At 72.3% G+C, this 24,689-nt stretch carries 23 protein-coding genes and 1 riboswitch; of the genes, 9 read left to right on the top strand and 14 right to left on the bottom strand.

Annotated elements, in window-relative coordinates:
- Positions 1-18: 18 nt before the first annotated feature.
- The 5 genes from carB to pyrR are packed head-to-tail and all read right to left on the bottom strand — an operon-like array spanning position 19 to position 7,219.
- Positions 19-3,297, bottom strand: a complete 3,279-nt coding sequence (gene carB, locus Mam01_RS01605; RefSeq protein WP_204283574.1) for a carbamoyl-phosphate synthase large subunit — start codon at positions 3,295-3,297, stop codon at positions 19-21.
- The gene (gene carA / locus Mam01_RS01600; RefSeq protein ID WP_204283572.1) at positions 3,290-4,405 is read right to left on the bottom strand and encodes a glutamine-hydrolyzing carbamoyl-phosphate synthase small subunit; all 1,116 of its coding nucleotides are present in this window, start codon (positions 4,403-4,405) and stop codon (positions 3,290-3,292) included. Before carA ends, carB begins: the two co-directional genes overlap by 8 nt.
- Positions 4,402-5,703, bottom strand: a complete 1,302-nt coding sequence (locus tag Mam01_RS01595) for a dihydroorotase (protein WP_204283571.1) — start codon at positions 5,701-5,703, stop codon at positions 4,402-4,404. The genes carA and Mam01_RS01595 overlap by 4 nt, the downstream gene beginning before the upstream one ends.
- Positions 5,704-5,729: 26 nt before the next feature.
- Positions 5,730-6,665, bottom strand: coding sequence for an aspartate carbamoyltransferase catalytic subunit (locus Mam01_RS01590; protein ID WP_150933033.1), 936 nt, complete (start codon positions 6,663-6,665; stop codon positions 5,730-5,732).
- Positions 6,662-7,219 (bottom strand): bifunctional pyr operon transcriptional regulator/uracil phosphoribosyltransferase PyrR, encoded by a 558-nt coding sequence (gene pyrR / locus Mam01_RS01585; RefSeq protein WP_150933032.1) that lies wholly within the window; start codon positions 7,217-7,219, stop codon positions 6,662-6,664. Before pyrR ends, Mam01_RS01590 begins: the two co-directional genes overlap by 4 nt.
- Before the next feature lie 415 nt (positions 7,220-7,634).
- Between pyrR and bldD the strand changes: the two genes are divergently transcribed.
- Together bldD and Mam01_RS01575 are read left to right on the top strand one after the other, a co-directional pair.
- Complete coding sequence (bldD, locus tag Mam01_RS01580) at positions 7,635-8,129, top strand: transcriptional regulator BldD (protein ID WP_117408562.1); 495 nt, start codon at positions 7,635-7,637, stop codon at positions 8,127-8,129.
- A gap of 105 nt (positions 8,130-8,234) precedes the next feature.
- Positions 8,235-9,479, top strand: coding sequence for an arginine deiminase (locus Mam01_RS01575; protein WP_204283569.1), 1,245 nt, complete (start codon positions 8,235-8,237; stop codon positions 9,477-9,479).
- A 5-nt stretch (positions 9,480-9,484) separates the two neighbouring features.
- On the opposite strand, the gene Mam01_RS01570 is transcribed toward Mam01_RS01575, so the two are convergent.
- Both Mam01_RS01570 and Mam01_RS01565 read right to left on the bottom strand, forming a co-directional pair.
- The gene (locus Mam01_RS01570; protein ID WP_204283567.1) at positions 9,485-9,922 is read right to left on the bottom strand and encodes an SAV_6107 family HEPN domain-containing protein; all 438 of its coding nucleotides are present in this window, start codon (positions 9,920-9,922) and stop codon (positions 9,485-9,487) included.
- Positions 9,923-10,312: 390 nt separating this feature from the next.
- On the bottom strand, positions 10,313-11,206 hold the full coding sequence (locus Mam01_RS01565; RefSeq protein ID WP_239100952.1) for a L,D-transpeptidase family protein: 894 nt from the start codon (positions 11,204-11,206) through the stop codon (positions 10,313-10,315).
- A 124-nt stretch (positions 11,207-11,330) separates the two neighbouring features.
- On the opposite strand from Mam01_RS01565, the gene Mam01_RS01560 reads away from it, so the two are divergent.
- Positions 11,331-11,807 (top strand): YbaK/EbsC family protein, encoded by a 477-nt coding sequence (locus Mam01_RS01560; protein ID WP_239100951.1) that lies wholly within the window; start codon positions 11,331-11,333, stop codon positions 11,805-11,807.
- Positions 11,808-11,849: 42 nt separating this feature from the next.
- A complete protein-coding gene (locus Mam01_RS01555) occupies positions 11,850-12,422 on the top strand; it encodes a GNAT family N-acetyltransferase (protein WP_150933028.1) in 573 nt (190 codons plus the stop codon).
- A 9-nt stretch (positions 12,423-12,431) separates the two neighbouring features.
- On the opposite strand, the gene metF is transcribed toward Mam01_RS01555, so the two are convergent.
- On the bottom strand, positions 12,432-13,358 hold the full coding sequence (metF, locus tag Mam01_RS01550) for a methylenetetrahydrofolate reductase [NAD(P)H] (protein ID WP_204283565.1): 927 nt from the start codon (positions 13,356-13,358) through the stop codon (positions 12,432-12,434).
- Between the two features lie 166 nt (positions 13,359-13,524).
- On the opposite strand from metF, the gene Mam01_RS01545 reads away from it, so the two are divergent.
- Entirely contained in the window at positions 13,525-14,592 is a 1,068-nt protein-coding gene (locus Mam01_RS01545) for a polyprenyl synthetase family protein (RefSeq protein ID WP_204283564.1), read from the top strand.
- Between the two features lie 10 nt (positions 14,593-14,602).
- Here Mam01_RS01545 and thiE read toward each other — a convergent pair whose 3' ends face one another.
- From thiE to Mam01_RS01530, 3 genes are read right to left on the bottom strand one after another with little or no spacing between them, the layout of a single operon-like run.
- Positions 14,603-15,253, bottom strand: a complete 651-nt coding sequence (gene thiE, locus Mam01_RS01540) for a thiamine phosphate synthase (RefSeq protein WP_150933025.1) — start codon at positions 15,251-15,253, stop codon at positions 14,603-14,605.
- Positions 15,254-15,281: 28 nt separating this feature from the next.
- Entirely contained in the window at positions 15,282-15,659 is a 378-nt protein-coding gene (locus tag Mam01_RS01535) for an Rv2175c family DNA-binding protein (protein WP_150933024.1), read from the bottom strand.
- A gap of 43 nt (positions 15,660-15,702) precedes the next feature.
- A complete protein-coding gene (locus Mam01_RS01530) occupies positions 15,703-16,881 on the bottom strand; it encodes an NAD(P)/FAD-dependent oxidoreductase (protein ID WP_204283560.1) in 1,179 nt (392 codons plus the stop codon).
- 173 nt (positions 16,882-17,054) lie between these two features.
- Positions 17,055-17,164, top strand: a riboswitch (TPP riboswitch).
- On the opposite strand from Mam01_RS01530, the gene thiO reads away from it, so the two are divergent.
- The 4 genes from thiO to pknB all read left to right on the top strand — a co-directional run bounded on the left by thiO (position 17,153) and on the right by pknB (position 21,440).
- Positions 17,153-18,289, top strand: a complete 1,137-nt coding sequence (gene thiO, locus Mam01_RS01525) for a glycine oxidase ThiO (RefSeq protein WP_204283558.1) — start codon at positions 17,153-17,155, stop codon at positions 18,287-18,289. (Overlaps the previous riboswitch by 12 nt.)
- Positions 18,286-18,486, top strand: coding sequence for a sulfur carrier protein ThiS (gene thiS / locus Mam01_RS01520; RefSeq protein WP_204283556.1), 201 nt, complete (start codon positions 18,286-18,288; stop codon positions 18,484-18,486). The genes thiO and thiS overlap by 4 nt, the downstream gene beginning before the upstream one ends.
- A gap of 7 nt (positions 18,487-18,493) precedes the next feature.
- Positions 18,494-19,282: a thiazole synthase gene (locus Mam01_RS01515; protein WP_373868672.1), complete on the top strand. Its 789-nt coding sequence runs from the start codon at positions 18,494-18,496 to the stop codon at positions 19,280-19,282.
- A 145-nt stretch (positions 19,283-19,427) separates the two neighbouring features.
- Complete coding sequence (gene pknB, locus Mam01_RS01510) at positions 19,428-21,440, top strand: Stk1 family PASTA domain-containing Ser/Thr kinase (RefSeq protein ID WP_204283553.1); 2,013 nt, start codon at positions 19,428-19,430, stop codon at positions 21,438-21,440.
- 44 nt (positions 21,441-21,484) lie between these two features.
- On the opposite strand, the gene Mam01_RS01505 is transcribed toward pknB, so the two are convergent.
- The 3 genes from Mam01_RS01505 to allB all read right to left on the bottom strand — a co-directional run bounded on the left by Mam01_RS01505 (position 21,485) and on the right by allB (position 24,671).
- Entirely contained in the window at positions 21,485-21,976 is a 492-nt protein-coding gene (locus Mam01_RS01505; protein ID WP_204283551.1) for an NYN domain-containing protein, read from the bottom strand.
- 263 nt (positions 21,977-22,239) lie between these two features.
- Positions 22,240-23,313 carry an allantoicase gene (alc, locus tag Mam01_RS01500; RefSeq protein WP_204283549.1) on the bottom strand — a complete coding sequence of 358 codons (1,074 nt, stop codon included), beginning with the start codon at positions 23,311-23,313 and terminating at the stop codon, positions 22,240-22,242.
- A complete protein-coding gene (gene allB / locus Mam01_RS01495) occupies positions 23,310-24,671 on the bottom strand; it encodes an allantoinase AllB (RefSeq protein ID WP_373868671.1) in 1,362 nt (453 codons plus the stop codon). The genes alc and allB overlap by 4 nt, the downstream gene beginning before the upstream one ends.
- Positions 24,672-24,689: the final 18 nt, after the last annotated feature.

Here is a 24,689-nt window from a genome sequence, read left to right as displayed (position 1 = left end):
GCGCTCCGCTGTCCCGGGTCAGTCTCGCAGCCTCCTGGCGTGTTCCTGGAGGGAACACACGTCGATGTCGCCCCGGACGATGTGCTGGATGCCCTGGACAGCGGCGGCGAGGCCCTGGACGGTGGTGATGCAGGCGATGCCGCGGTTGACCGCGGCGGTGCGGATCTCGTAGCCGTCCAGGCGCGGCCCGGACTGGCCGGGGCTGCCGAACGGGGTGTTCACGATGAGATCCACCTCCCCGTCGAGGATGCGCCGCACGATCGTCGGCTCGCCGCCGGGGCCCGTCCCCTCGCTCTGCTTGCGCACGATCCTGGCACGGACGCCGTTGCGGCGCAGCACCTCCGCGGTGCCCTCCGTGGCGAGGATCTCGAACCCGAGGTCCGCCAGCGCCTTGACGGGGAAGATCGCGGCCCGCTTGTCCTTGTTCGCCACCGAGACGAACGCCCGGCCCTTGGTGGGCAGCGCGCCGTACGCGGCCGACTGCGACTTGGCGTAGGCCGTGCCGAAGAACTCGTCGATGCCCATGACCTCGCCGGTCGAGCGCATCTCCGGCCCGAGAACGGTGTCGACGCCGCGGAACCGGTTGAACGGCAGCACCGCCTCCTTGACCGCCACCGGCGCGTCCAGCGGCAGGGTGCCGCCGTCGTAGCCGTCCGGCAGCATGCCCTCGGCGCGCAGTTCGGCGATCGTCGCGCCCATCGTCAGCCGCGCCGCGGCCTTGGCCAGCGGCACCGCCGTGGCCTTGGACACGAACGGCACCGTACGGCTGGCCCTGGGGTTGGCCTCCAGGACGTAGAGCACGTTCGCGGCCAGCGCGTACTGGACGTTCAGCAGGCCGCGCACGCCGACGCCGCGGGCGATGGCCTCGGTGGCCGCGCGGATCCGCTTGATGTCGTAGCCGCCCAGCGTGATCGGGGGCAGCGCGCACGCCGAGTCGCCGGAGTGGATGCCGGCCTCCTCGATGTGCTCCATGACGCCGCCGAGGTAGAGCTCCTCGCCGTCGAACAACGCGTCCACGTCGATCTCGATGGCGTCGTCGAGGAACCGGTCGATCAGCACCGGGTGCTCCGAGGCCGCCCTGGACATGTAGGTCGCGAGCGTGTCCTCGTCGTACACGATGGCCATGCCGGCCCCGCCGAGGACGTACGACGGCCGTACGAGCACGGGGTAGCCGATCTCCTCGGCGACCGCCCTGGCCTCGTCCACGGTCGTCGCGGTGCCGTGCTTGGGCGCGGTCAGCCCGGCCTCGGCGAGGACCCGGCCGAACGCCCCGCGGTCCTCGGCGAGGTGGATCGCCTCGGGCGAGGTGCCGACCACCGGCACCCCGGCGTCCTTGAGCGCCTGGGCGAGCCCGAGCGGCGTCTGGCCGCCGAGCTGGACGACCACTCCCGCGACCGGCCCGGTCTCCTGCTCGGCGTGCACGACCTCCAGCACGTCCTCCAGCGTGAGCGGCTCGAAGTAGAGCCGGTCGGAGGTGTCGTAGTCGGTCGAGACGGTCTCGGGGTTGCAGTTGACCATCACGGTCTCGTAGCCGGCCTTGGCCAGCTCGAACGACGCGTGGACGCAGGCGTAGTCGAACTCGATGCCCTGGCCGATGCGGTTGGGCCCGCTGCCCAGGATGATCACCTTGGGCCGGTCCCCCACCGGCACCTCGGTCTCCTCGTCGTACGTGGAGTAGAGGTAGGGCGTGCGCGCGGCGAACTCGGCGGCGCAGGTGTCCACGGTGTTGTAGACGGGCCGCAGGCCCAGCTCGTACCGGGCCGAGCGCACCTCGGCCTCCGCCACGCCGAGGATCTCGGCGATCTGCGCGTCGCTGAAGCCGTGCCGCTTGGCCGTCTCCAGGGTGGGCCGGTCGAGCGCGGTGATCGACCGGGCGACCTCGTCGATCGCGAAGAGCTGGTCGACGAACCACGGGTCGACCGAGGTGGCCTCGTGGACCTGCTCGGGGGTGGCGCCGGCCCTGATGGCCTGCTGCATCGTGCGCAGCCGCCCGTCGTGGGGCCTGCGGCAGGCCTCCAGGAGCGCGTCCAGGTCGCCGGTCTCGCCCGCCCAGGTGAACGACGACCCCTTCTTCTCCAGCGACCGCAGCGCCTTCTGCAGCGCCTCGGGGAACGAACGGCCGATCGCCATCGCCTCGCCGACCGACTTCATGTGGGTGGTCAGCGTCTCGTCCGCCCCGGCGAACTTCTCGAACGCGAACCTCGGCACCTTGACCACGATGTAGTCGAGCGACGGCTCGAACGACGCCGGGGTCTCCTTGGTGATGTCGTTGGGGATCTCGTCGAGCGTGTAGCCGATCGCGAGCTTGGCGGCGATCTTGGCGATCGGGAAGCCGGTGGCCTTCGACGCGAGCGCCGACGACCGCGACACGCGCGGGTTCATCTCGATGACGATCATCCGGCCGGTCGCCGGGTCGACCGCGAACTGGATGTTGCAGCCGCCGGTGTCGACGCCGACCTCGCGGATGACCGCGATCGCGACGTCGCGCATGTTCTGGTACTCGCGGTCGGTCAGCGTCAGCGCGGGCGCCACGGTCACGCTGTCGCCGGTGTGGACGCCCATCGGGTCGATGTTCTCGATGGAGCACACGATGACCACGTTGTCGGCCCGGTCGCGCATGACCTCCAGCTCGTACTCCTTCCAGCCGAGGATCGACTCCTCCAGGAGCACCTCGGTGGTCGGGGACGCGTCGAGGCCGGCGCCCGCGATGCGGCGCAACTCCTCCTCGTCGTGGGCGAAGCCGGACCCGGCGCCGCCCATCGTGAAGCTCGGGCGGACGACGACCGGGTAGCCCAGCTCGCCGGCCGCGCGCAGGCAGTCGTCCATCGTGTGGCAGATCGCGCTGCGCGCCGACTCGGCGTTGAGGCCGTGCTCGGCGGCCACCTTCGCGACGATCTCCTTGAACCGCTCGCGGTTCTCCCCCGCCTGGATGGCGTCGATGTCGGCGCCGATCAGCTCGACGCCGTACTTGGTCAGGACGCCCGCCTCGTGCAGCGCCACGGCCGTGTTCAGCGCCGTCTGGCCGCCCAGCGTGGGCAGCAGCGCGTCGGGCCGCTCCTTGGCGATGATCTTCTCGACGATGTCCGGGGTGATCGGCTCGACGTAGGTGGCGTCGGCGAACTCGGGGTCCGTCATGATCGTGGCCGGGTTGCTGTTGACCAGGACGACCCGGAAGCCCTCGCTGCGCAGGACCCGGCAGGCCTGGGTGCCCGAGTAGTCGAACTCGCACGCCTGTCCGATGACGATCGGGCCGGAGCCGATCACCATGACGGACCTGATGTCCGTACGCTTAGGCACCCTTGGCCCCCTTCTTGTTCATGATCTCGCAGAACTCGTCGAACAGGTAGGCCGCGTCGTGCGGGCCGGCCGCCGCCTCGGGGTGGTACTGGACGCTGAACGCCGGGCGGTCCAGCAGGCGCAGCCCCTCCACGCAGTCGTCGTTGAGGTTGACGTGGCTGACCTCCGCCGCGCCGTACGGCGTCTCGAAGGGCCCGTCGAGCGGCGCCCGCACGGCGAAGCCGTGGTTGTGCGCGGAGATCTCGACCTTGCCGGTCCTGCGGTCCTGCACGGGCTGGTTCACGCCGCGGTGGCCGTACCGCAGCTTGTAGGTGCCGAGGCCGAGCGCCCGGCCGAGGATCTGGTTGCCGAAGCAGATGCCGAAGAACGGCACGCTCGCGTCCAGCACCTCGCGCAGCGACTCGACCGCGTACCCGGCCGCGGCGGGGTCGCCGGGGCCGTTGGAGAAGAAGACGCCGTCGGGGCCGAGGGCGAGGATGTCGGCGGCGCCGGCGGTGGCGGGCAGCACGTGCACCTCACAGCCCCGCTCGGCCATCCGCTCGGGGGTCATCGCCTTGATGCCGAGGTCGACCGCGGCGACGGTGAAGCGCTTGCGCCCGCGCGCCGGCACGACGTACGGCTCGGGCGTGCTGACCTCGCGGGCGAGGTCGGCGCCCTCCATGCCGGGCGAGCGCCGCACGCGCTCGACCAGTTCGGCGACGTCGCCGCCCTCGCTGAAGACGCCGGCGCGCATCGCGCCGCGCTCGCGCAGGTGGCGGGTGAGGGCCCGGGTGCCGGACATGGCGATGCCGACGACGCCCTGCTCGCGCAGGTAGTCGTCGAGGGTCCGGCGGGAGCGCCAGTTCGAGGGGATCCGCGACGGCTCGCGCACCACGTAGCCCGCGACCCAGACGCGGCGGGACTCGGGGTCCTCGTCGTTGACGCCGGTGTTGCCGATGTGGGGGGCGGTCATCGCCACGATCTGGCGGTGGTAGGAGGGGTCGGTGAGGGTCTCCTGGTAGCCGGTCATGCCGGTGTTGAAGACCATCTCGCCGAACGTCTCACCCACGGCGCCGTACGGCGTTCCCTCGAAGACGCGTCCGTCCTCGAGAACCAGCAGGGCTGTCATACGAGCTTCCCTTCGAGAACGGTGGGGCGGCCGCGCAGGAACGTGGCGACCACGTGGCCGGGCAGGGTCATCCCCTCGTACGGGGTGTTCCGGCTCTTCGACGCCATCGCGGTGGGGTCCACGGGACGCCGGACCGACGGGTCGTACAGGGTGACGTTGGCGGGCGCGCCGGGCTCGATGGGCCGGCCGTGCCCGGCCAGGCGGCCGATCCTGGCCGGCCGCGCGGACATGCGGTCGGCGACGCCGGCCCAGTCGAGCAGCCCGGTCTCGACCATGGCCTCCTGGACCACCGGCAGGGCGGTCTCCAAGCCGATCATGCCCATCGCCGCCGCGGCCCACTCGGTCTCCTTGTCCTCGACCGGGTGGGGGGCGTGGTCGGTGGCCACGCAGTCGATCGTGCCGTCGGCGAGGGCCTCGCGCAGCGCCCGCACGTCCTCGGCGGTGCGCAGCGGCGGGTTCACCTTGTAGATCGGGTTGTACGGCCCGAGCGGCGAGGTCTCCGCGCAGGAGTCGGTCAGCAGCAGGTGGTGCGGGGTGACCTCGGCGGTCACGTCCCAGCCCTTCGACTTGGCCCACCGGATGATCTCGACGGAGCCCGCGGTGGAGACGTGGCAGACGTGCAGCCGGGAGCCGACGTGCGCGGCGAGCAGGCAGTCGCGGGCGATGATCGCCTCCTCGGCGACGGCCGGCCAGCCGGTCAGGCCGAGCCTGGCCGACACCTCGCCCTCGTTGAGCTGGGCGCCCTCGGTGAGCCGGGGCTCCTGGGCGTGCTGGGCGACCACGCCGTCGAACGCCTTGACGTACTCCAGCGCCCGGCGCATCAGCACCGCGTCCGAGACGCACTTCCCGTCGTCGGAGAAGACCCGGACGCGGGCCGCGGAGTCGGCCATCGCGCCGAGTTCGGCGAGCTGGCGGCCCTCCAGGCCGGAGGTCACCGCGCCGACGGGCTGGACGTCGCAGTGGCCGGACTCCTGGCCGAGCCGCCAGACCTGCTCGACCACCCCGGCGGTGTCGGCCACCGGGGAGGTGTTGGCCATCGCGTGGACGGCGGTGTAGCCGCCGCGCGCCGCGGCCTGGGTGCCGGTCTCGACGGTCTCGGCGTCCTCCCGGCCCGGCTCGCGCAGATGGGTGTGCAGGTCGACGAGGCCGGGCAGGGCGACCAGCCCGGCGGCGTCGATCGTCTGGCCGGCATCGGCGCCCGCGAGGTCGCCGATCTCGGCCACGAGGCCGTCGCGCAGCAGGATGTCGCGCGGGGCGCCGCCCAGGATGCGGGCGCCCCTGATGAGGATGGTGGTCACAGCTCCCTCGTGAAGGTCGTACGCGCTCATTCGGCACCTCCGATGGCGGGCTCGGAACCGCCGAGCAGCAGATAGAGGACGGCCATCCGGACCGTCACGCCGTTGCCGACCTGCTCGACGATCGTCGAGCGCGGCGAGTCGGCGACCTCCGCGGAGATCTCCATGCCGCGGTTCATCGGCCCGGGGTGCATGACGATCGCGTCGTCGTGCAGGCGGGCGAAGCGGTCGCGGTCGAGGCCGTAGCGGCGGCTGTACTCCCGCGCCGAGGGGAAGTAGGCCGCGTTCATCCGTTCGAGCTGGACCCGCAGCATCATCACGACGTCCGACTTCGGCAGCACCGCGTCGAGGTCGTACGAGACCTGGCAGGGCCAGCTCTCGACCGCCACCGGCAGCAGGGTCGGCGGCGCGACCAGAGTGACCTCGGCGCCGAGCGTGTGCAGCAGCAGCACGTTCGACCGGGCGACCCGGCTGTGCAGCACGTCGCCGACGATCGAGATCTTCAGTCCGTCGAGCCGGCCGAGCCTGCGGCGGATGCTGAACGCGTCGAGCAGCGCCTGCGTCGGATGCTCGTGGGTGCCGTCGCCGGCGTTCACCACGCTGCCGCGCACCCAGTTGGCCAGGCGGTGCGGCGCGCCCGAGGCGCTGTGCCGGATCACCACGGCGTCGGCGCCCATGGCCTCCAGGGTGAGCGCGGTGTCCTTCAGCGACTCGCCCTTGGACACGCTCGACCCCTTGGCCGAGAAGTTGATCACATCGGCCGACAGGCGCTTGGCCGCGGCCTCGAAGGAGATGCGGGTCCGGGTGGAGTCCTCGAAGAAGAGGTTCACCACCGTCCGGCCGCGCAGCGTCGGCAGTTTCTTGATCGACCGCTGCGAGACCCGGGCCAGCTCCTCCGCCGTGTCGAGGATGAGGAGGGCGTCGTCGCGGCTGAGGTCGCCGGTCGAGAGCAGGTGCGACTTCATCGGTCGTCCCCCTTGATGAGCACGACCGCGTCGCGCCCGTCCGTCTCCTGCAGGAAGACCTTGACCTTCTCGCTCTTGGAGGTCGGCAGGTTCTTGCCGACGTAGTCGGCGCGGATCGGCAGCTCCCGGTGGCCGCGGTCCACCAGCGTCGCGAGCTGGACCGCCCGGGGCCTGCCGACGTCGTTCAGCGCGTCGAGCGCGGCGCGCACCGTGCGCCCGGAGAAGAGGACGTCGTCCACGAGGACGACGGTCCTGCCGTCCACGCCGTCCGGGGGAAGCTCGGTGCGGCCGAGCGGGCGCGCCGGGCGCAGGCGGAGGTCGTCGCGGTACATCGTGATGTCGATCGCGCCGACGGGGACCTTGATCCCCTCGAACTGCGCGATCCGGCCGGCGATCCGGTGGGCCAGGGTGGCGCCGCGGGTGGGGATGCCGAGCAGGACGACGCTCTCGGCGCCTCTCGTCCGCTCCAGGATCTCGTGCGCGATCCGCGTGAGCGCCCGGTGGATGTCGGGCCCCTCCAGGACGGCACGGGCCTGATTTTGGGCATCGGACATGAAAAAGTCACCACCTTTCCCGCCTCACGGGACGGGTCTTAAAAGGGTGTCAGGTCTGCATAGAGTATCAGGGCCCTCCGTCATCCCCCCTCCCGCCAGGGGTGATGCGACGGGAGGGCGACGCCCGCCCCCGGCCCTCGACGGATCGGAAGCCGCATCACATCGGGTGTCGGGGATTTCGGTGAGAGCACTGTTTGGCGCTCTTTTTTCCAATCAGCTTGACCTTTGGGAGTGTCGGCTTTACCGTCACTGTCCGTAACCACAACACGCGACCTTCCTGGGTAAAACCCGACGCAGCGGTCACCGAAGGTGCCGGGCCCAGTGCCAGTCCCGGTGCCAGCCCCGGTGTTCGGAACGCTTAGGACAAGGACGCACAATCAAGTGAGAAGAGACATAGAAAGCCGGGGGCCACACGATGCCGTCTGACTACGCCAAGTCGCTGGGCGCGCGCCTGCGCGCCATCCGGACCCAGCAGGGGTTGTCCCTGCACGGTGTCGAAGAGAAGTCCCGCGGCCGGTGGAAGGCCGTCGTCGTGGGCTCCTACGAGCGGGGCGACCGTGCGGTGACCGTGCAGAAGCTCGCCGAGCTCGCGGACTTCTACGGGGTGCCCGTCTCCGAGTTGCTGCCCGGCGGGGCCGCGCCCAGCCCGCTCGCGCCGGCTCCCAAGCTGGTCATCGACCTGGAGCGGCTGTCGCAGCTGCCGAAGGACAAGGCCGGTCCGCTGGCCCGCTACGCGGCCACGATCCAGAGCCAGCGGGGTGACTACAACGGCAAGGTGCTGTCCATCCGGCAGGAGGACCTGCGCTCGCTGGCGGTCATCTACGACAAGTCGCCCGTCGAGCTGACCGAGGAGTTCATCAACTGGGGCGTGCTCGACGCCGAGGCCCGCCGCGCCGTCGAGTCCTTCTGACCGCTCCTTCCGGCCGCCGGGCCGCCGCGGCGGCCCCCGTCGGTCCCCTCCGCGCCGGGGAGCCGCGTCACGAGTGATTCCTGTCATACGGGGATAGGACAGGACATGACTTTCTTCGTGGGCTCGGAGGTGGGCAGGCTCCGCCAGGTCCTGGTCGACATCCCCGAACTGGCGCTCAAGCGGCTCACCCCCGGCAACAAGGACGGCCTGCTCTTCGACGACGTGCTCTGGGTGCAGCGCGCGCTGGAGGAGCACCGTGAGTGGTGCGAGGTGCTCACCGCGCGCGGCGTCACGGTGCACCACCTCGGCGACCTCCTCCGGGAGGTGATCGAGGTCCCCGATGCGCGCAAGCACATCCTCGACGGCAGCGTCGACGAGCACTGGTTCGGCCCACTCGCCGCCGACGCGATCCGCAACACGCTGGACGCCCTCGACGGCGCCACACTCGCGCCGTACCTGACCGGCGGGATCACCAAGCGCGAGATCAGGGAGCTGGGCTGCGACCCGGGGTCGGTCGTCTTCCACGCCCTCGGCCTGGACGACTTCGTCCTCCCGCCGCTGCCGAACCACCTGTTCGCCCGCGACACCTCCTGCTGGGTGTACGGCGGGGTGTCCATCAACGCCATGCGCAAGAAGGCGCGCAGGCGCGAGACCCTCAACTTCGAGGCGGTCTACCGGTGGCACCCGATGTTCGCCCCGGGCTACGGCGACCCGTCCGGCGGGGGGTTCGACGTCTGGTACGACGGCACCCGCATGGCCCCGGCCACCATCGAGGGCGGCGACGTGCTGGTGCTCGGCGACGGCGTCGTGCTCGTCGGGATGAGCGAGCGCACCCAGCCGCAGGCGGTCGAGATGCTCGCGACGAACCTCTTCCGCGCGGGCGCGGCGACCCGCATCGTGGCGCTCGACCTCCCCAAGACCCGCGCGTTCATGCACCTCGACACCGTGATGACCAACGTCGACGTGGGGGTGTTCACGAAGTACGCCGGGCTCGGCATGCTGCCGTCGTACACGGTGGAGCCGGGCGACACCGACAAGGAGCTGAAGGTCACCGACCATCCGCCCGAGGACATGCACCGGGCGATCGCGCGGGCCCTCGGCCTGGACGACATCAAGGTCCTCACGCCGACGCAGGACGTGCACGCGGCCGAGCGCGAGCAGTGGGACGACGGCTGCAACGTGCTGGCCCTGGAGCCGGGAGTGGTCGTCGCCTACGAGCGCAACACCACGACCAACAACCACCTGCGCCGGCACGGCATCGAGGTCATCCCGATCCGCGGCAGCGAACTCGGCCGGGGACGGGGCGGGCCCCGCTGCATGAGCTGCCCTCTGGAGCGCGATCCGGCCTGACGCCGTCAGCCGGCCATCGGGAGGGTGGGGCGGCCGGGCAGGCCGAGGATCGACTCGACCTCGCCGACGAACCTGTCCGCTTCCGCTATGATCTCGTCTGCGTCGTTCTGAGTGACGGCCCGGACCATTCCGGCCTCGACCGCCGCTCGCTTGGTCGCGCTCATCGCGAAGTAGGCCGCCCAGTCCGCGAGCTTCGGCTCGGCCTCGGGAAGCAGCTCCCAGGCGCTGCGCAGCCGCCGCCTGCGTCCGTCCATCGGACGGGGGCGCGCGGCGAGGATCCCGGCGGCCGCGCGCAGCGCCGCGAGATGGGCCGCCACGTAGCGGTCCGCGGGCGTGGTCCCGACCGTGGCGTCCGCGAGGCACGCCCTGGCGTCCGCGAGACGCGCCAGGACCGCCTGCGGAAGCCGGGGCCCGGTCCGCTGATCACCGTTCTCTTCAGTCATGCCCGCCTCCTTGAGTCGTGGCATCCGGCGAATTCCACCGGTGACTTCACAGTCGCAGACAGCACCGACAATTTCGCTCGGCCGCGTAATCCCGGGCACCACCGGGACCACACGCCTTCTCACGCTCCCGTGGGCGGCCGGACGAGGAGCTTCCCCTCTCCCCGTCCGGCCCACGCCGCGGGCCGTGCCGCATCCGTCTCCGCCGACGACGTAGGCACGGATCCGACGGTGTGGGCGCAGGCCGCGAGTCCCGCGCCCACTCCATCGAACATAGATTCGATCATGGCTGCTGTCAAGACTGTCAACGAACAAGGGTTCGAGGACTGGCGGGGGCACGTACGACGAAGGGCCCCGCGCGATCGCGTCGCGCGGGGCCCTCCCATCAGCGGGCTATCGCCGGAAAGCACCTCTGACGTGCACGGGAACACCCTTGCCGAGCATGCCCGGCAGGATCTCGGCGACGTTCATCGGCAGCCGCACGCAGCCGTGCGACGCCGGGTAGAGCGGCACCGACAACGCGCCGTGGAGGGCGATGCCGCCGTTGAAGAAGATCGGGTTGTAGAGCTGCCCCAGGTAGGACCGGTGCCAGCCCCTGGCCCGCCACGTGGTCTTGTAGTCGCCGGTCGGCGTGCGGGCGCTGCCGGAGAACACCTGCCTCTTGCCGTTCCACACGGCGTACTCGGTGTAGGGAACGCCGCTGCCGCTGGAGATGTGACTGATCAGCACCGGGACGCCGGAACGATACAGAACCATCACCTGTTTGGTCAGGTCCACCTCGACCCGGGTGGCCTTTCCGCGGGGCACGAGGACCCGGGGCGCGCGGGGGTTCTCCAGCGCCCTCCAGGTGCGGGCGGCGACCGTGCTGGTCGGCGTGATGCCCTGCACCTTCTGGAACGCCCAGAGCGCCGTCAGCGTGGCCCCGCCGTAGCGGCCGTCGGCGCTGCCGGGCATGTAGCCGAGTTCCTTGAGCCGCACTTGCAGCGCCTTCACCGCGCCGCCCTTGGCGCCGAGCTTGAGCGTCTTCCCCGGCGCCTCGAACGGCGGGTATCCGGCCCGTCCGGGCAGCGCTCCCCGCGTCCCGGCCGCCGGTACCGTGAGCGTTCGCGCCGCACCCGCCGGCGCCGCACCGGTGAGACCGGCCGTCGCGTACGTCACGGCTCCCGCCGGAACCGCGGTGGCCCGCGCCGGGCCGGCGACCCCGGCCGTCGCGAACGCCGCGGCCCCCACGACGGCTCCCACGGCGGCGAGCACGGCCACGGCCGGCCGCCGTCGACCTCTCATCATGACCAACCCCTCATAAGCCTGATTCCGAACAAAGGACTCACCTTACGGTCCGATTGCGAGCCGTGTGATCACAAGTGGCGATAATCGGCCGCGTCTGTCCTGGCAATCCGTTTAGAGTGGCCGGGTGCCGGAAAAGTTGCATCCCAACGTCGTCCGAGTCGAGCAGGCCCTGCGGGACCGGCAGGTGACCGGTGAGGTCGTCGTGCTGGACGACGCCGCGCCGACGGCCGCCACGGCGGCGGCCCAGCTCGGCTGCGAGATCGGCGCGATCGCCAACAGCCTGATCTTCGACGCGGACGGCACGCCGCTGCTGGTGCTGACCAGCGGGGCCCACCGCGTGAACACCGATCTGATCGCGCGGCTCGTCGGAGCCGCGAAGGTGCGCAGGGCCACGCCGGAGTTCGTCCGCGAGCACACCGGGCAGCCCATCGGCGGCGTGGCCCCCGTCGGGCACCCCGCGCCCGTGCGGACACTGGTGGACACCTGGCTGGGCAAGCACGAGGTCGTGTGGGCCGCCGCCGGGCATCCCCACTCGGTCTTCCCCACGTCCTTCGACGAGCTCGTACGGATCACCGGGGGCACGCCCGCCGAGGTCGGGTGACGTCCGCGACCGGCCTCGGGCCGCTTTGCTAGTGTGCGACGGGTGATCCGACTGCGCCGGGTGGGGCCCGACACGTTCAGGGCGGTGCTGGACACCGTGCTGGAGATCTACACGGACGCCATGCGGCCGCCGTCGGACCAGCTCGCGGGCCGCATGGCGATAATGCGCAACCACGCCGCCTATCCCGACTTCGCCTGCGTCCTCGCCGAGGACCCGCAGGGCCCGGGCATCGCCGGCTTCGCGTACGGCTTCCACGGCGGCCCCGGACAGTGGTGGCACGACGTCGTCCGTGGGGGCCTGCAGGACCGGGCGGGCCCGGTGGTGGCCGACGAGTGGTTCGGCGACGCCCTGGAGATCGCCGAGATCCACGTGCGCCCCGAGTATCAGGGCAAGGGCGTCGGGCGGCGCATGATCCACGCGCTGTGCGAGGGCCGCCCGGAGCGCACCGCCGTGCTGTCCACGCACGACGCCCCCACGGCCGCCCGCCATCTCTACCGTGATGTGGGCTTCGCCGATCTGATGACCCGGTTCGTGTTCCCCGGCGGCTACGAGGAGTACGTCATCGCCGGGGTGCGGCTGCCGTTGCCCGGCCCCGCGCCGTTCCCGAAGGACTGAGCGGGCGGGTCAGCCCGCGACGGCGGGCACGCCGTGCAGCGCCTTGAACACCTCGCGGGTCGCGCTCGACCGGTTGAAGGTGATGAAGTGGATGCCGGGGGCGCCCTCGTCCAGGAGCGTCTGGCACATCTCGGCGGCGTGCTCGATCCCCAGGCGGCGGACCGCCACCGGATCGTCGGCGACGGCCGCGAACCGCTCGGCCACCTCCGGCGGGAACGGCGCGCCGGACAGCTGCTCGGACCGGGCGATCGTGCTCATCTGCGTCACGGGCATGACGCCCGGGATGATCGGCGTGTCGCACCCCTGGGCCGCCACACGGTCGCGCAGCCGCAGGTAGTCCTCCGCGCGGAAGAACATCTGGGTGATCGCGTAGTCGGCCCCGGCCCGGCACTTCTGCACGAAGTAGTTCGTGTCCGACTCGATCGTGGCCGACCTCGGGTGCTTGTACGGGAAGGCCGCCACCCCCACGCAGAAGTCGCCCGCCTGGCGGATCAGCCGCACCAGGTCCTCGGCGTACAGGACGCCCTCGGGGTGCCTGACCCACTCGTCCAGCGGGTTGCCGCCGCGCGGGTCGCCGCGCACGGCGAGGATGTTGCGCACCCCGGCGTCGGCGAACCGGCCGACGAGGTGGCGCAGCTCACGGATGGAATGGTCGACGGCGGTGAAGTGGGCCACGGGCGTCAGCGTCGTCTCGTGGGCCAGCCGCTCGACGATGTCCACGGTGCGGTCGCGGGTCGAGCCGCCGGCGCCGTAGGTGACGGAGACGAACGTCGGCCGCAGCGCCTCCAGCTCGCGGATCGCGCGCCACAGCTGGCGCTCCCCCTCGTCGGTCTTGGGCGGCATGAACTCGAACGAGAACGAGCGCTCGCCCGCGGCCAGCAGTTCGCGGACCGTCGGGACGCGATCTGGGAGCCGCGAGGGCAGACCGAGAGCCATACGGGAAAGATTACCGCGCGGGCCGCTCCCCGGCCTCGCGGTCTTGCCATGTGGACCGGCCGACTGAACGGACCTTACGGACGTTTTGCCCTAACAGCGCGAGCTGACCAATTTAGAGGGGATCTGCGCTGTGATGTCGGGATCTGCCCCGGTTACCCTCTGATGCATGACCACTTCCGCCGCCTCGCTCGACCACATCCGTACGGAGGTGGACCGCGTTCTCCGGGAGTTCCTCGACCGGCAGCGCCCACACTTCGAGGACCCGCACCTGGCCGTCCTGCTCTCCGCCGCGGAGGACTTCCTCGCCGGGGGCAAGCGACTGCGCCCCGCCTTCTGCCACTGGGGCTGGCGCGCCGCCGGGGGCGGCGACGAGCCGGGCCTGCACTTCGCCGCCGCGTCGCTCGAACTCCTCCAGGCCAGTGCGCTGATCCACGACGACGTCATGGACGCGAGCGACGTACGCCGCGGCATGCCCTCGGCGCACCGGCGCTTCGAGCGCATGCACGCGGACGCGGGCTGGCACGGGTCGGCGCGGCAGTTCGGCGAGGGCTCGGCCGTGTTGCTGGGCAACCTGCTGCTGGTGTGGTCCGGCGAGATGTGGCGCGGCAGCGGCCTCGACCCCCGGGCGATCGCCGCGGCCCAGCCCCTGCACGACTACATGCTCACCGAGCTGATGTGCGGGCAGTATCTCGACCTGCTGGAGCAGGCGCAGGGTGAGAGCACCTTCGACAGCGCCCTGCGGGTGGCCCTTTACAAGAGCGGTAAGTATTCCGTCGAGCAGCCGCTGCGGCTCGGGCTCGTGCTCGCCGCCCAGGCCCGGCACCCCTGGATCGACCGCCTGTGCGTGCAGTACGGCCAGCGGGTCGGCATCGCCTTCCAGCTCCGCGACGACATCCTCGGCGTGTTCGGCGACCCGGCCGAGACCGGCAAGCCCGCCGGGGACGACCTGCGCGAGGGCAAGCGGACCGTGCTCATCGCGCGGGCGCTCGCCGGGGCCACCCCCGCCCAGCAGGACGTCGTACGGACCCTGCTGGGCGACCCCGGGCTCGACGCCGACGGGGTCGCGTCGCTGCGCACGGTGATCGAGGAGACCGGCGCGCTGACGGACTGCGAGGACATGATCAAGCGCTATCTGGACGAGGCGATGCACGCCCTCGAACAGGCGCCGATCGAGGAGGACGCCCGCGCCGCGCTGGCCGCCCTGGCCGTCGCCGCCACCTCCCGCCGCACCTGACCGGCCCGGCTCACAGCGGGACGGCCGACAGGCGCGCCTTCAGAGCCGCGGCCGCGGCGCCGGGGTCCTCGGCCTCGGTGACGGCCCTGACGACCACCGCCCGGCGCACGCCGTGCGCCATCACCTCGTCGAGGTTGTCCGGGCCGATGCCGCCGATGCCGAACCACGGCCGGTCGGTGCCCAGGCTCGCGGCGTGCTCCAGCAGCGCGGGGCCGGGCGCCGGACGGCCCGGCTTGGTCGGCGTGGGCCACACCGGCCCGCAGCAGAAGTAGTCCACGCCCGGCTCCACCGCGGCGGCCGACGCCTCGGCCGCCGAGTGGGTCGACCTGCCGACGAGCACGCCGGAGCCCAGGATCTCCCGGGCCACGGGGACCGGCAGGTCGTCCTGACCGAGGTGCAGGATGTCCGGCCGGGCGGCGTACGCGACGTCCGCCCGGTCGTTGACCGCCAGCAGCGCGCCGTGCCGGTCGCAGGCCGCGCGGAACACCTCCAGCAGGCCCAGCTCCTCGCGGGCCTCCAGGCCCTTCTCCCGCAGCTGGACGATGTCCACGCCGCCGGCCAGGACCGCGTCGAGGAAGTCCTCGAGGTCGCCGCGGTCCCTCCTGCCGTCGGTGCAGAGGTAGAGCCTGGCCTGCGCGAGCCGTCGCCGGGTGTCGTTCACCCGACCAACAATGCCATGCGGCGGGCGGTCAGAAGCCCAGCGCCTGGGCCCTGCGCTTGACCTCGGTGTGCCGGCCCTTGACGATCGCGTCGATCGGTGACCCCGGCAACGAGTCGTCGGGGGTGAACAACCAGCGGATCGACTCCACCTCGTCGTACCCGGCGTCGGCCAGGACGGTGAGCGTGCCGGGCAGGCCCTTGAGCACGTCGCCGTGGGCGACGAACACCGACGGGATCTGCGGCTGGCCGCCTCCGCTCCGCCGGGCGCCGACGAGCTTCTTGTCCTTCAGTAGCTGCTTGGTGCGGCCGATGCTGAGCCCCAGCTTCTCGGCGGCCTGCGGAAGTGGGAGCCACTCCCCTACGAGCTGGTCGGTCTCCCGGTCGATCTGCGCAACAGTAAGCGTCACGGAACCACCATTACCACATGCGAGCCGCCGGGAAACACCTCGATTACGCCATAATGCAGTCGCGGAGCGGCACGGCAGCATCGGCCACCCGCCGGGGGTCGAGCCTCCGGCCGCCCTCCACCAGGCGGCGGCCCTGCACCACGTCGCGCGGCCGGTCCACGGTGAACACCGCGGCCAGCCGGTCCTCCGGGGTCAGCCAGCACACCGCCCACTTCCCGTCCGCCCGCGGGTCGCCACGCAGCAGCATCCGGTCGTCCGGGGTCGGGTGGCCGGCGAACTGCAGCATGTGGTCGAACTGCTCCGACCAGAAGTACGGCACCGGATCGTAGACCGCCTCCTCGCCCAGCAGCGTGGCGGCGGCCGTGTCGGGGGCCTGGAGCGCGGTGTCCCAGTGCTCGACCCGCAGCCGGGCGCCGAACCTGCGCGACCACCAGTTGGCGCAGTCGCCCACCGCGACCACGTTCGGCAGCGACGTGCGCAGGTGCTCGTCGACGAGCACGCCGTTGTCGAGCCGTACGGCCGAGCCCTTGAGCCAGTGGACGGAGGGGCGCACCCCGACGCCGGAGACCACCACGTCGGCGGGCACCCGCGCGCCGGACATGAGCGTGAGCCCGTCGGCGTCCACCGTCCCGACCATCGCGCCCAGGCGCAGCTCGACGCCGGCCCGGGCGTACCAGCCGATCGTGTGACACCCGACCGCCGGGCCGATCGCGGCGGCGAGCGGGCTCTCCCCCGCCTCCACCACCGTCACCGCGCACCCCGCCTTGGCCGCCGCCGTCGCGACCTCGGCGCCGATCCAGCCCGCGCCGACGACGGCCACGCGGGCGCCGGGCACCAGCCGCTCGCGCAGCGCGAGCGCGTCGTCGATCGTGCGCAGCACGTGCTGGTGACCCTCGCCCCGCAGCCGGACCGGGGTGGCGCCGGTGGCGATGACCAGGCCGTCGTACTCCAGCTCGCCCTCGGTCGTCTCCAGCACGCCGTCCCGCAGGCCCTTGGCGGCCGTGCCGAGGCACAGCCGCACGTCCATGGCGTCGAGGTCGGAGTCGACCACGGTGGAGTCGGCGTCGCCGAGCAGCACCGCCTTCGACAGCGGCGGGCGGTCATAGGGGCGATGGTGTTCCTCGCCGATGAGCGTGATGCGCCCGGTGAACCCCCGGGACCTCAGCGCCTCGATGCTTCGCACGCCGGCCAGGCCGGCACCCACCACCACGACGTGATCCACGCCTTGACCATAGATTGTCAACAGGGGACCTGGCCAACGGGCTCCCCATAACGAGTTGGGCAAGGAGCGCGCACATCCCGGGCAGCCCCGATTGTGAGCCAGGTCACGCCCGTCCGCTCAAGCGCCGAACCGGGCGATCCGCCGGTATCCGCCACGTACTACGCTGTGGGGCGTAAGACGCGCGGGAGCCCGGCGGACCGGGCTGAGAGGAGAGCGTTCGGCTCTCGACCGCCCACCACCTGATCCGGGTAATGCCGGCGAAGGGAGCGCGGTGTCCTCCACACGGCCCTCCGGGAGAGAGCCCGGCCACGACGTCGTGATCGTGGGAGGCGGCGTGGCGGGCCTCGCCGCCGCCTGGCGTACGGCGCGGCGCGGCCTTTCCGTGGCCGTGGTGGACCCCGCGCCGGGAAGCGGCGCCACCCACGCCGCCGCCGGGATGCTCGCGCCGGTCAGCGAGGTGACCTACACGGAGGAGCCGCTGCTGCGGCTCGGGCTGGCGTCGCTGGCCGCCTGGCCGGCGTTCCGGGCGGAGCTGGAGGACGAGTCCGGCGCCGAGCTCGACTATCGCACCGAGGGCACGCTGGAGGTCGCCCGCGGCGCGGACGACATGGCCGTCCTCGACGACCTCGCGGCCTTCGAGCGCACGCTCGGCCTGCGGGTCGAACGGCTCACCGGGCGCGAGTGCCGCTCCTTCGAGCCGATGCTGTCCCCCTCGGTGCGCGGCGGGCTGCTGGCCCGCGACGACGCCTGGGTCGATCCCCGCAGGCTCGTACGCGCGCTGCTGACCGCGTTCGAGAAGGCGGGCGGCACGCTGGTGGCCGAGCGCGCCGCCGGGATCGTCCTCCCCGGGCGGGGCTCCCCGTCGGTGCGGCTGGCGTCCGGCGGGACCGTCCCGGCCGGCCGGGTCGTGGTGGCCGCCGGATCGTGGTCGGCGGCCCTGCTCCCCGGCCTGCCCGTACGGCCGGTCAAGGGGCAGATCCTCCGGTTGCGGGGCCCCCGGGGGTTCCTCACCCGGTGCGTACGGGGACTGGTGCACGGTTCCCCCGCCTACCTCGTCCCCCGGGGCGACGGGGAGATCGTCCTGGGCGCCACCTCCGAGGAGCTGGGATACGACGCGCGGGTCACCGCCGGCGGGGTGTACGAGCTGCTGCGCGACGCCCGCGAGCTGGTGCCCGGCCTCACCGAGCTCGAACTGGCCGAGACGGCCGTCGGCTTCCGCCCGGGGACCCCGGACAACCTTCCGCTCATCGGCCCCGCCGGGCCCCCCGGCGTCCTCGCGGCGACCGGGCACGGCCGGAACGGTGTGCTGCTGGCCCCGGTCACCGCCGAGGCCGTCGCCGCGCTCCTCACCGGCGGCGCGGTGCCGGAGGCCGCCCTGTCCTGCGACCCAGGGAGATTCCACTCATGAAGGTCACGATCAACGGAGGCCCGGCCGAGCTGCCGGAGGGGGCGACGGTGGGCGACGCCGTACGGACCCTCACGGCGCTCACGGCGGGCGTCGCGGTGGCGGTCAACGGCGAGGTGGTGAGCCGCGGCGCCTGGGACTCCACACGGGTGGAGGACGGCGACGGCGTCGAGGTGCTCACCGCGGTGCAGGGTGGTTGAACGGAGGATGACGGGAATGACGGAACAGGACGCCTCCGGCGACGTCTTCGTGCTCGGCGGGGAGAAGTTCGCCTCGCGGCTGATCATGGGGACCGGCGGCGCGCCGTCGCTGGAGGTGCTCGACCAGGCGCTGGAGGCGTCCGGCACCGAGCTGACCACCGTCGCGATGCGCAGGCTGGACCCGGCCGCCCGCGGCTCGGTGCTCGACCTGCTGCGGGCGAGGGACATCAAGGTGCTGCCGAACACGGCCGGCTGCTTCACGGCCGGCGAGGCCGTGCTGACCGCCCGGCTGGCCCGCGACGCACTGGAGACCAACTGGGTCAAGCTGGAGGTCATCGCCGACGAGCGGACCCTGCTGCCCGATCCGATCGAGACCTTCGACGCGGCGGAACGGCTGGTGGCCGACGGTTTCGTCGTGCTGCCGTACATCGGCGACGACCCCGCGCTGGCGCGCCGGCTGGAGGACGCCGGGTGTGCGGCGGTGATGCCGCTCGGCGCCCCGATCGGCTCGGGTCTCGGCATCCGCAACCCGCACAGCATCGAGCTGATCGCCGAGGCGGCCACGGTGCCGGTGATCCTCGACGCGGGGATCGGCACGGCCAGCGACGCGGCGCTCGCGATGGAGCTGGGCTGCGACGCCGTGCTGCTCGCCAGCGCCGTGACGCGGGCGCACCGGCCCGGCCTCATGGCCGCCGCCATGCGGCAGGCGGTCACGGCCGGACGGCTCGCCCGCCTGGCCGGGCGCATCCCCCGCCGCCGCTACGCCGAGGCGTCCTCCCCCGTCCGCCCCGCCTGACCGGCGCCTTTCCCAATTGGGCGCCGGGTAAGGCCGGTTTTCGGACGAGGGACGGCTTTCCGGGTCGCGCGAAAGCGAGCCGGCCAGGTCTCGGTTTGGGGTTCGGGAACACGCCCGACGGCAAATGACCCGTAAACTCGGGCGGGTGGACACGACGCTAACCGATCCGCTCGTGGGGCAGCTGCTCGACGGGCGCTACCGCGTCGAGTCCCGGATCGCCCGGGGCGGCATGGCCTCCGTCTACCTGGCTCTGGACGTCCGGCTCGACCGCACGGTCGCCGTCAAGGTGATGCACCGTTCGCTGGCCGAGGACCCGCAGTTCGTCCAGCGGTTCATCGGCGAGGCCAAGTCGGTGGCGAGTCTCTCGCACCCGAACATCGTGCAGGTCTTCGACCAGGGCACCGACGGGGCGAACGTCTACCTGTCGATGGAGTACGTCCCCGGCAGGACGCTGCGCGACATCCTGCGCCAGCGTGGCCGCCTCCCCGCGCGCGAGGCCCTGGAGATGGTCATCCCGGTGCTCGCCGCCCTCGGCGCGGCCCACCAGGCGGGGCTGATCCACCGGGACGTCAAGCCCGAGAACGTGCTGCTCGCCGACGACGGCCGGGTGAAGGTCGTGGACTTCGGCCTGGCCCGGGCGATCGAGGCCACCAACCAGACCAAGACCGGCATGATGATCGGCACGATCGGCTACATGTCGCCCGAGCAGGTCACGACCGGCCTCGCCGACGCGCGCAGCGACGTGTACGCCGCCGGGATCATGCTGTTCGAGCTGCTCACCGGGCAGCCGCCGTACGCCGGTGAGACGCCGATGTCGATCGCCTACCGGCACGTGCACGAGACCGTGCCCGCGCCGTCCTCGGTCGTGCCCGGCATCCCGCCGCAGATCGACGCGCTCGTCACGGCCGCCACCGACAAGGACCCCGCCCGGCGCCCGGCGGACGCGACCGCCATGCTGGTCGCCGCCGTCGAGATCCACCGCACGCTGCCGAGGACCGGGCACACCGGCGGGCACACCCGCCCGGGCTCCGCGGGCGACTCCATGGGGGGCTCCCCGACGGGCGCGCACAGCGGCGCCGGAACGGGGGCGCACCGCGCGCCCGTCGCCCCGGCGGGCGCGACCCCCGCGTCCGGCACGGCCGCGCACGCGCAGCTCGGCCAGACGATGATCCAGCCGCGTACGGACCTGCTGACCGGCGTCATGACCGGCCCCGCGGAGGCGGGAGGGCGCCGCGGGACCCGCAGGGCACGGCCGAGACCGGTCTGGTTCCTCGCCGTGCTGGCCCTCGTCATGCTCGCGGGCGTCGCCTTCACGGGCTGGTGGTTCTCCGAGGGCCGCTACACGAAGGTGCCCGACCTGGTGAACAAGCCCCTCACGGTCGCGCGGCAGGAGGCGCAGAGCCGCGGTTTCGAGGTGCAGGTCCTCAAGCCGGTGTTCGACGACAAGGTCCCCAAGGACGTCGTCCTGAACACCGAGCCGGGGCCGGGCGCCGAGGCGGTCAAGGGAGCGGTGCTCAAGCTGATCCCGTCGGCCGGCCCGGAGACGATCCCGGTGCCGAAGGTCGAGGGCCTCAGCCTGGCGGACGCCCGGGCCAAGATCGCCGAGGCCGGGCTGACCCCCGGACGGGTCAGCCGGAGCGCGAGCGAGACGATCCCGCGTGACCAGGTCATCCGTACGAACCCGCTGGTGGGCAAGCGCGTGAGGAAGGGCGGCGCGGTCAACTTCGTGGTCAGCGCCGGGCTGCTCATGCCGGACGTCACGCAGATGATGCGCGACCAGGCGGAGAAGTTCCTGCGCGACAAGGGCTTCAACGTCCAGATCGACGAGACGGCCGACGACGCCCCGCCGGGCACCGTGATCGCGCAGGACCCCTCGGGCGGCGCGGAGACGGTGGCCGGGGCGACCGTGCACCTGACCGTGTCACGCGGCCCGGACCAGGGCTTCCACTGGCCGTGGGAGACCGATCCCTCGCAGGCGGCGCCCGACTTCGTGAACGTGCCCGACGTGCGGTTCAAGGCCGTGCGGGACGCGGTGTCCGAACTGAAGGCGGCCGGCTTCAAGGTCAAGGTCCGTGAGCTGGTCGGCACCCAGCGCGTCGTCGGCGAGAACCCCCTCGGCCAGCAACCCCAGGGCACCACCATCACGATCTGGCACTGACCCCCACCTCACCGCCGCTGCGAATCTCCGCGCGCCGCCTCTCCTCAGATGCGGTCAGTCCAGTCCTCAGTGACCGCTGCCCAGTCGTCCTTGTTCAGGAAGTGGCAGTAGGGAAGATTGGTGCCTTTGATCCGGAGAGGCTTGAACCCCGACCAGCAAGCCACCTCGATGTGCCCGAGTCGCAACCCCTTGATCGTCTCCACCGCTGGGAGAAGGTCGGTGTCACTCGAGAACAGCACCAGAGCGTCGTACTGCCTCCGCAGCGCCAGGTGGATGAGATCGACGGCCAGGGCGACATCGATGCCCTTCTCCTGTGGAGGCGTTCCATCCGTCCAGCCGCGGTAGTTGAGTTGCCGTCGGATCATCTGGACGCGGCGGTCGTGTGTCCACCGCGCCGCCTGAGCATCGTTGGCTGCTGCCGGTAACGGCTGATAGTTGGGGTCAGGACGGCCCCGGTAGACCCGCACCGCCGTCACCTCACTCGTGCGCGATCTCCGCTGACCGATCAGGTCGGCGATCCTGGCAGGATCGGGCACGCATCTGTACGGCGGCAGACCGTAACTTTCGAAGAGACCGTGCCCGCTCAGATGGACGTTCTAAAAGTCCAGGAAAACCGCGACACGTTCGGCCACGAGGTCGTCCCCCACATGAAAAAGCCCCGCCAGTCCCGGAGGACGGCGGGGAGTAATGGTCCCAGTGTAGCAGAACGAACCGTGCTCGTTTCGCTACCCTCCGAAATCGTCTTGTCACCCTACTTCGTGGGGTCCTCGGTTCGCAGCGATTCCACCGGCTCAGGTGCTCAGGGGATGAGGGTGCCGGGGAGGCGGAGGCGGGCGAGGCCGCCGTCGGGGAAGATGTCGAGGCGGACGTGGGTGACGCGGCGGTCGTCGTCGAGGCGGAAGCGGTGGCGGGTGTCCGGTTGGAGCCGGGTCTTCGGCAGCAGCGGGAACCAGGCGGCGTCGTCCGGCAGCGGCGCTCGACCGGCGTCGCCCTCCGGCGGGAGCGCTCGGCCGTCGTCCAGGGGCGCTCGGCGGTCGTCCTCGGGCGACTGGCCGGTGTCCAGGCCCGGCGGCGTCCGTGCGGCGTGGCCGGTGTCGGCGCCCATGAGGGAGGCCCAGCCGGGGGCGTTGAACTTCAGGTTGGTGGTGTCGATCTCGGCCACGGCGATCCGGCCGGGCCCGGCGAGGGCGACCACGAGCCAGTCGTTGCCTCCGTCGCGCCGCCGGGCCGTCTCCCAGCCCTCGGCCTGGTTGCGGGCGAGCCCGGGCGCGAGGACGTTGTTCGGCGAGGAGTAGAACTCGTCCGAGCACGCGGTGACGAGCCCGCCGTTCTCCAGCGCGGCGAGGTCGACGGTCAGCCCGCGCAGGAACGCCGGGTCGGGCACGACCCGGCCGTGCACCCGCAGCCGCGCGACGCCGCCGTCGGGGAAGATGTTCAGCCGGACGTGCGTGAACCGGCGGGGATCGGTCACCGCGAACTCGTGGGCCGCGTCGCCCCCGAGCGGGCTCTTCGGCACGATCTCCACCCAGCCGTCCAGTTCCTCCGGCGCCGGATGGCCCTCCGCCGCGCACGCCTCCACCGAGGCGTACGGCGGGTAGTTGCCGCGGAACCACGCGGTGTCGACGACGACGCCCCGGATGACTCCCGGCATGCCGAGGCGGACGATCGCCCAGTCATGACCCGCCTCGCGCCGCCGGCGCGTCTCCCAGCCGTCGTAGACCTGGCCCTTCGCGCCGAAGGTGTGCGGCCGGAACTCGGCGGGTCCGGGCCTGATCAGGGCCTCCCGCTCGGCGAACGACTCGTCGTTGGCCGCCACGACCGACCCGCCGTACGTGCGGAGGGCGAGGTCGGGCAGGCGGGTGAAGGCGTTCACCGCGCTCCCCGGGTCAGCAGGCGACCGGCCGGAGCGGCGAGGTCGACGGGGGCGCCGCGCAGCCAGGTGGTGCGGACGAGGCCGGAGAGGCGCCGCCCGTGGTAGGGCGACACGGGGTTGCGGTGGTGCAGCGCCGCCACGTCGACCGTGAACTCGGCGTCGGGGTCGAAGGCCACCAGGTCGGCGTCGTTGCCCGGCCTGATCGCCCCCTTGTACGGCAGGCCCGCGAGGCGGGCGGGGCCCTCGGCCATCCAGCGGACGACGTCGGTCAGGCCGTACCCGCGGGCGCGGGCGGCGGTCCACACGGCGGGCAGGCCGACCTGGAGGGAGGAGATCCCGCCCCACGCCTCGGCGAAGTCGGGCACCTTGAGGTCGGGCGTCGACGGGGAGTGGTCGGAGACGATCCCCATCAGCACCCCCTCGGCGAGCGCCTCCCACAGCGCGTCGCGGTTGGCCGCCTCCCGGATCGGCGGGCAGCACTTGTACGCCGGGCCGGTGACCTGCTCGGCCGCCAGGGTCAGGTAGTGCGGGCAGGTCTCGGCGCTGACGCGCACCCCGGCCGCCCGCGCCTCGCGGAGCGGCCCGAGGCAGGCGGCGGCCGACACGTGCACGATGTGCGCCCTGGCGCCCGTCTCGGCGGCCAGCGCGATCACCCGCTCCACGGCCCGCCGCTCGGCCTCCTGCGGGCGCGACCTGAGGAAGTCGTCGTACGCCGGGCCGCCGGGCTCGGACAGCAGCGCCGGGTCCTCGGCGTGCGCGATCAGCAGCCCGCCGAAGCCCGCCACCTCCGCGAGCGCGGCCCGAAGCCCGTCGTGGTCGAGCTCGGGGAACTCCTCGACCCCGGACGGCGACAGGAAGCACTTGACGCCCATGACCCCGGCCTCGTGCAGGGGGCGCAGGTCGGGCAGGTTTCCCGGGACCGCGCCGCCCCAGAAGCCGACGTCCACGTGGCACCGCCCCTCGGCGGCCTTCCGCTTGACCTCCAGCGAGGCGACGTCCAGGGTCGGCGGCAGCGAGTTCAGCGGCATGTCCACGATGGTGGTGACGCCCCCGGCCGCCGCCGCGGCGGTGGCGGTCGCGAAGCCCTCCCAGTGGGTGCGGCCGGGCTCGTTGACGTGTACGTGCGAGTCGACCAGCCCGGGCAGCAGCGGCAGGTCGCCGAGGTCGGCCAGCTCGTCGGCCTCGGGCGGGTCGTCGTAGGGGCAGAGGGCCTCGATCAGGCCCCCGTGCACGGCGACGGCGAGCGCCCGCTCCCCCTCCGGGGTCACGACCCGCCGCGACCGCACCACCAGGTCGCACCGCCGGCCGCCGCCGGGTGAGACCTCCTCTTCCCCCGCGTGATCGTGCAAAGAACCCACCGCTCCTCTCGCGATCCG

The sequence above is a fragment of the Microbispora amethystogenes genome (assembly GCF_016863015.1).
Classification (GTDB): Bacteria; Actinomycetota; Actinomycetes; order Streptosporangiales; family Streptosporangiaceae; genus Microbispora; species Microbispora amethystogenes.
Note: the sequence above shows the minus strand (reverse complement) of the source record. Positions and strands in the feature narration are given on the sequence as shown.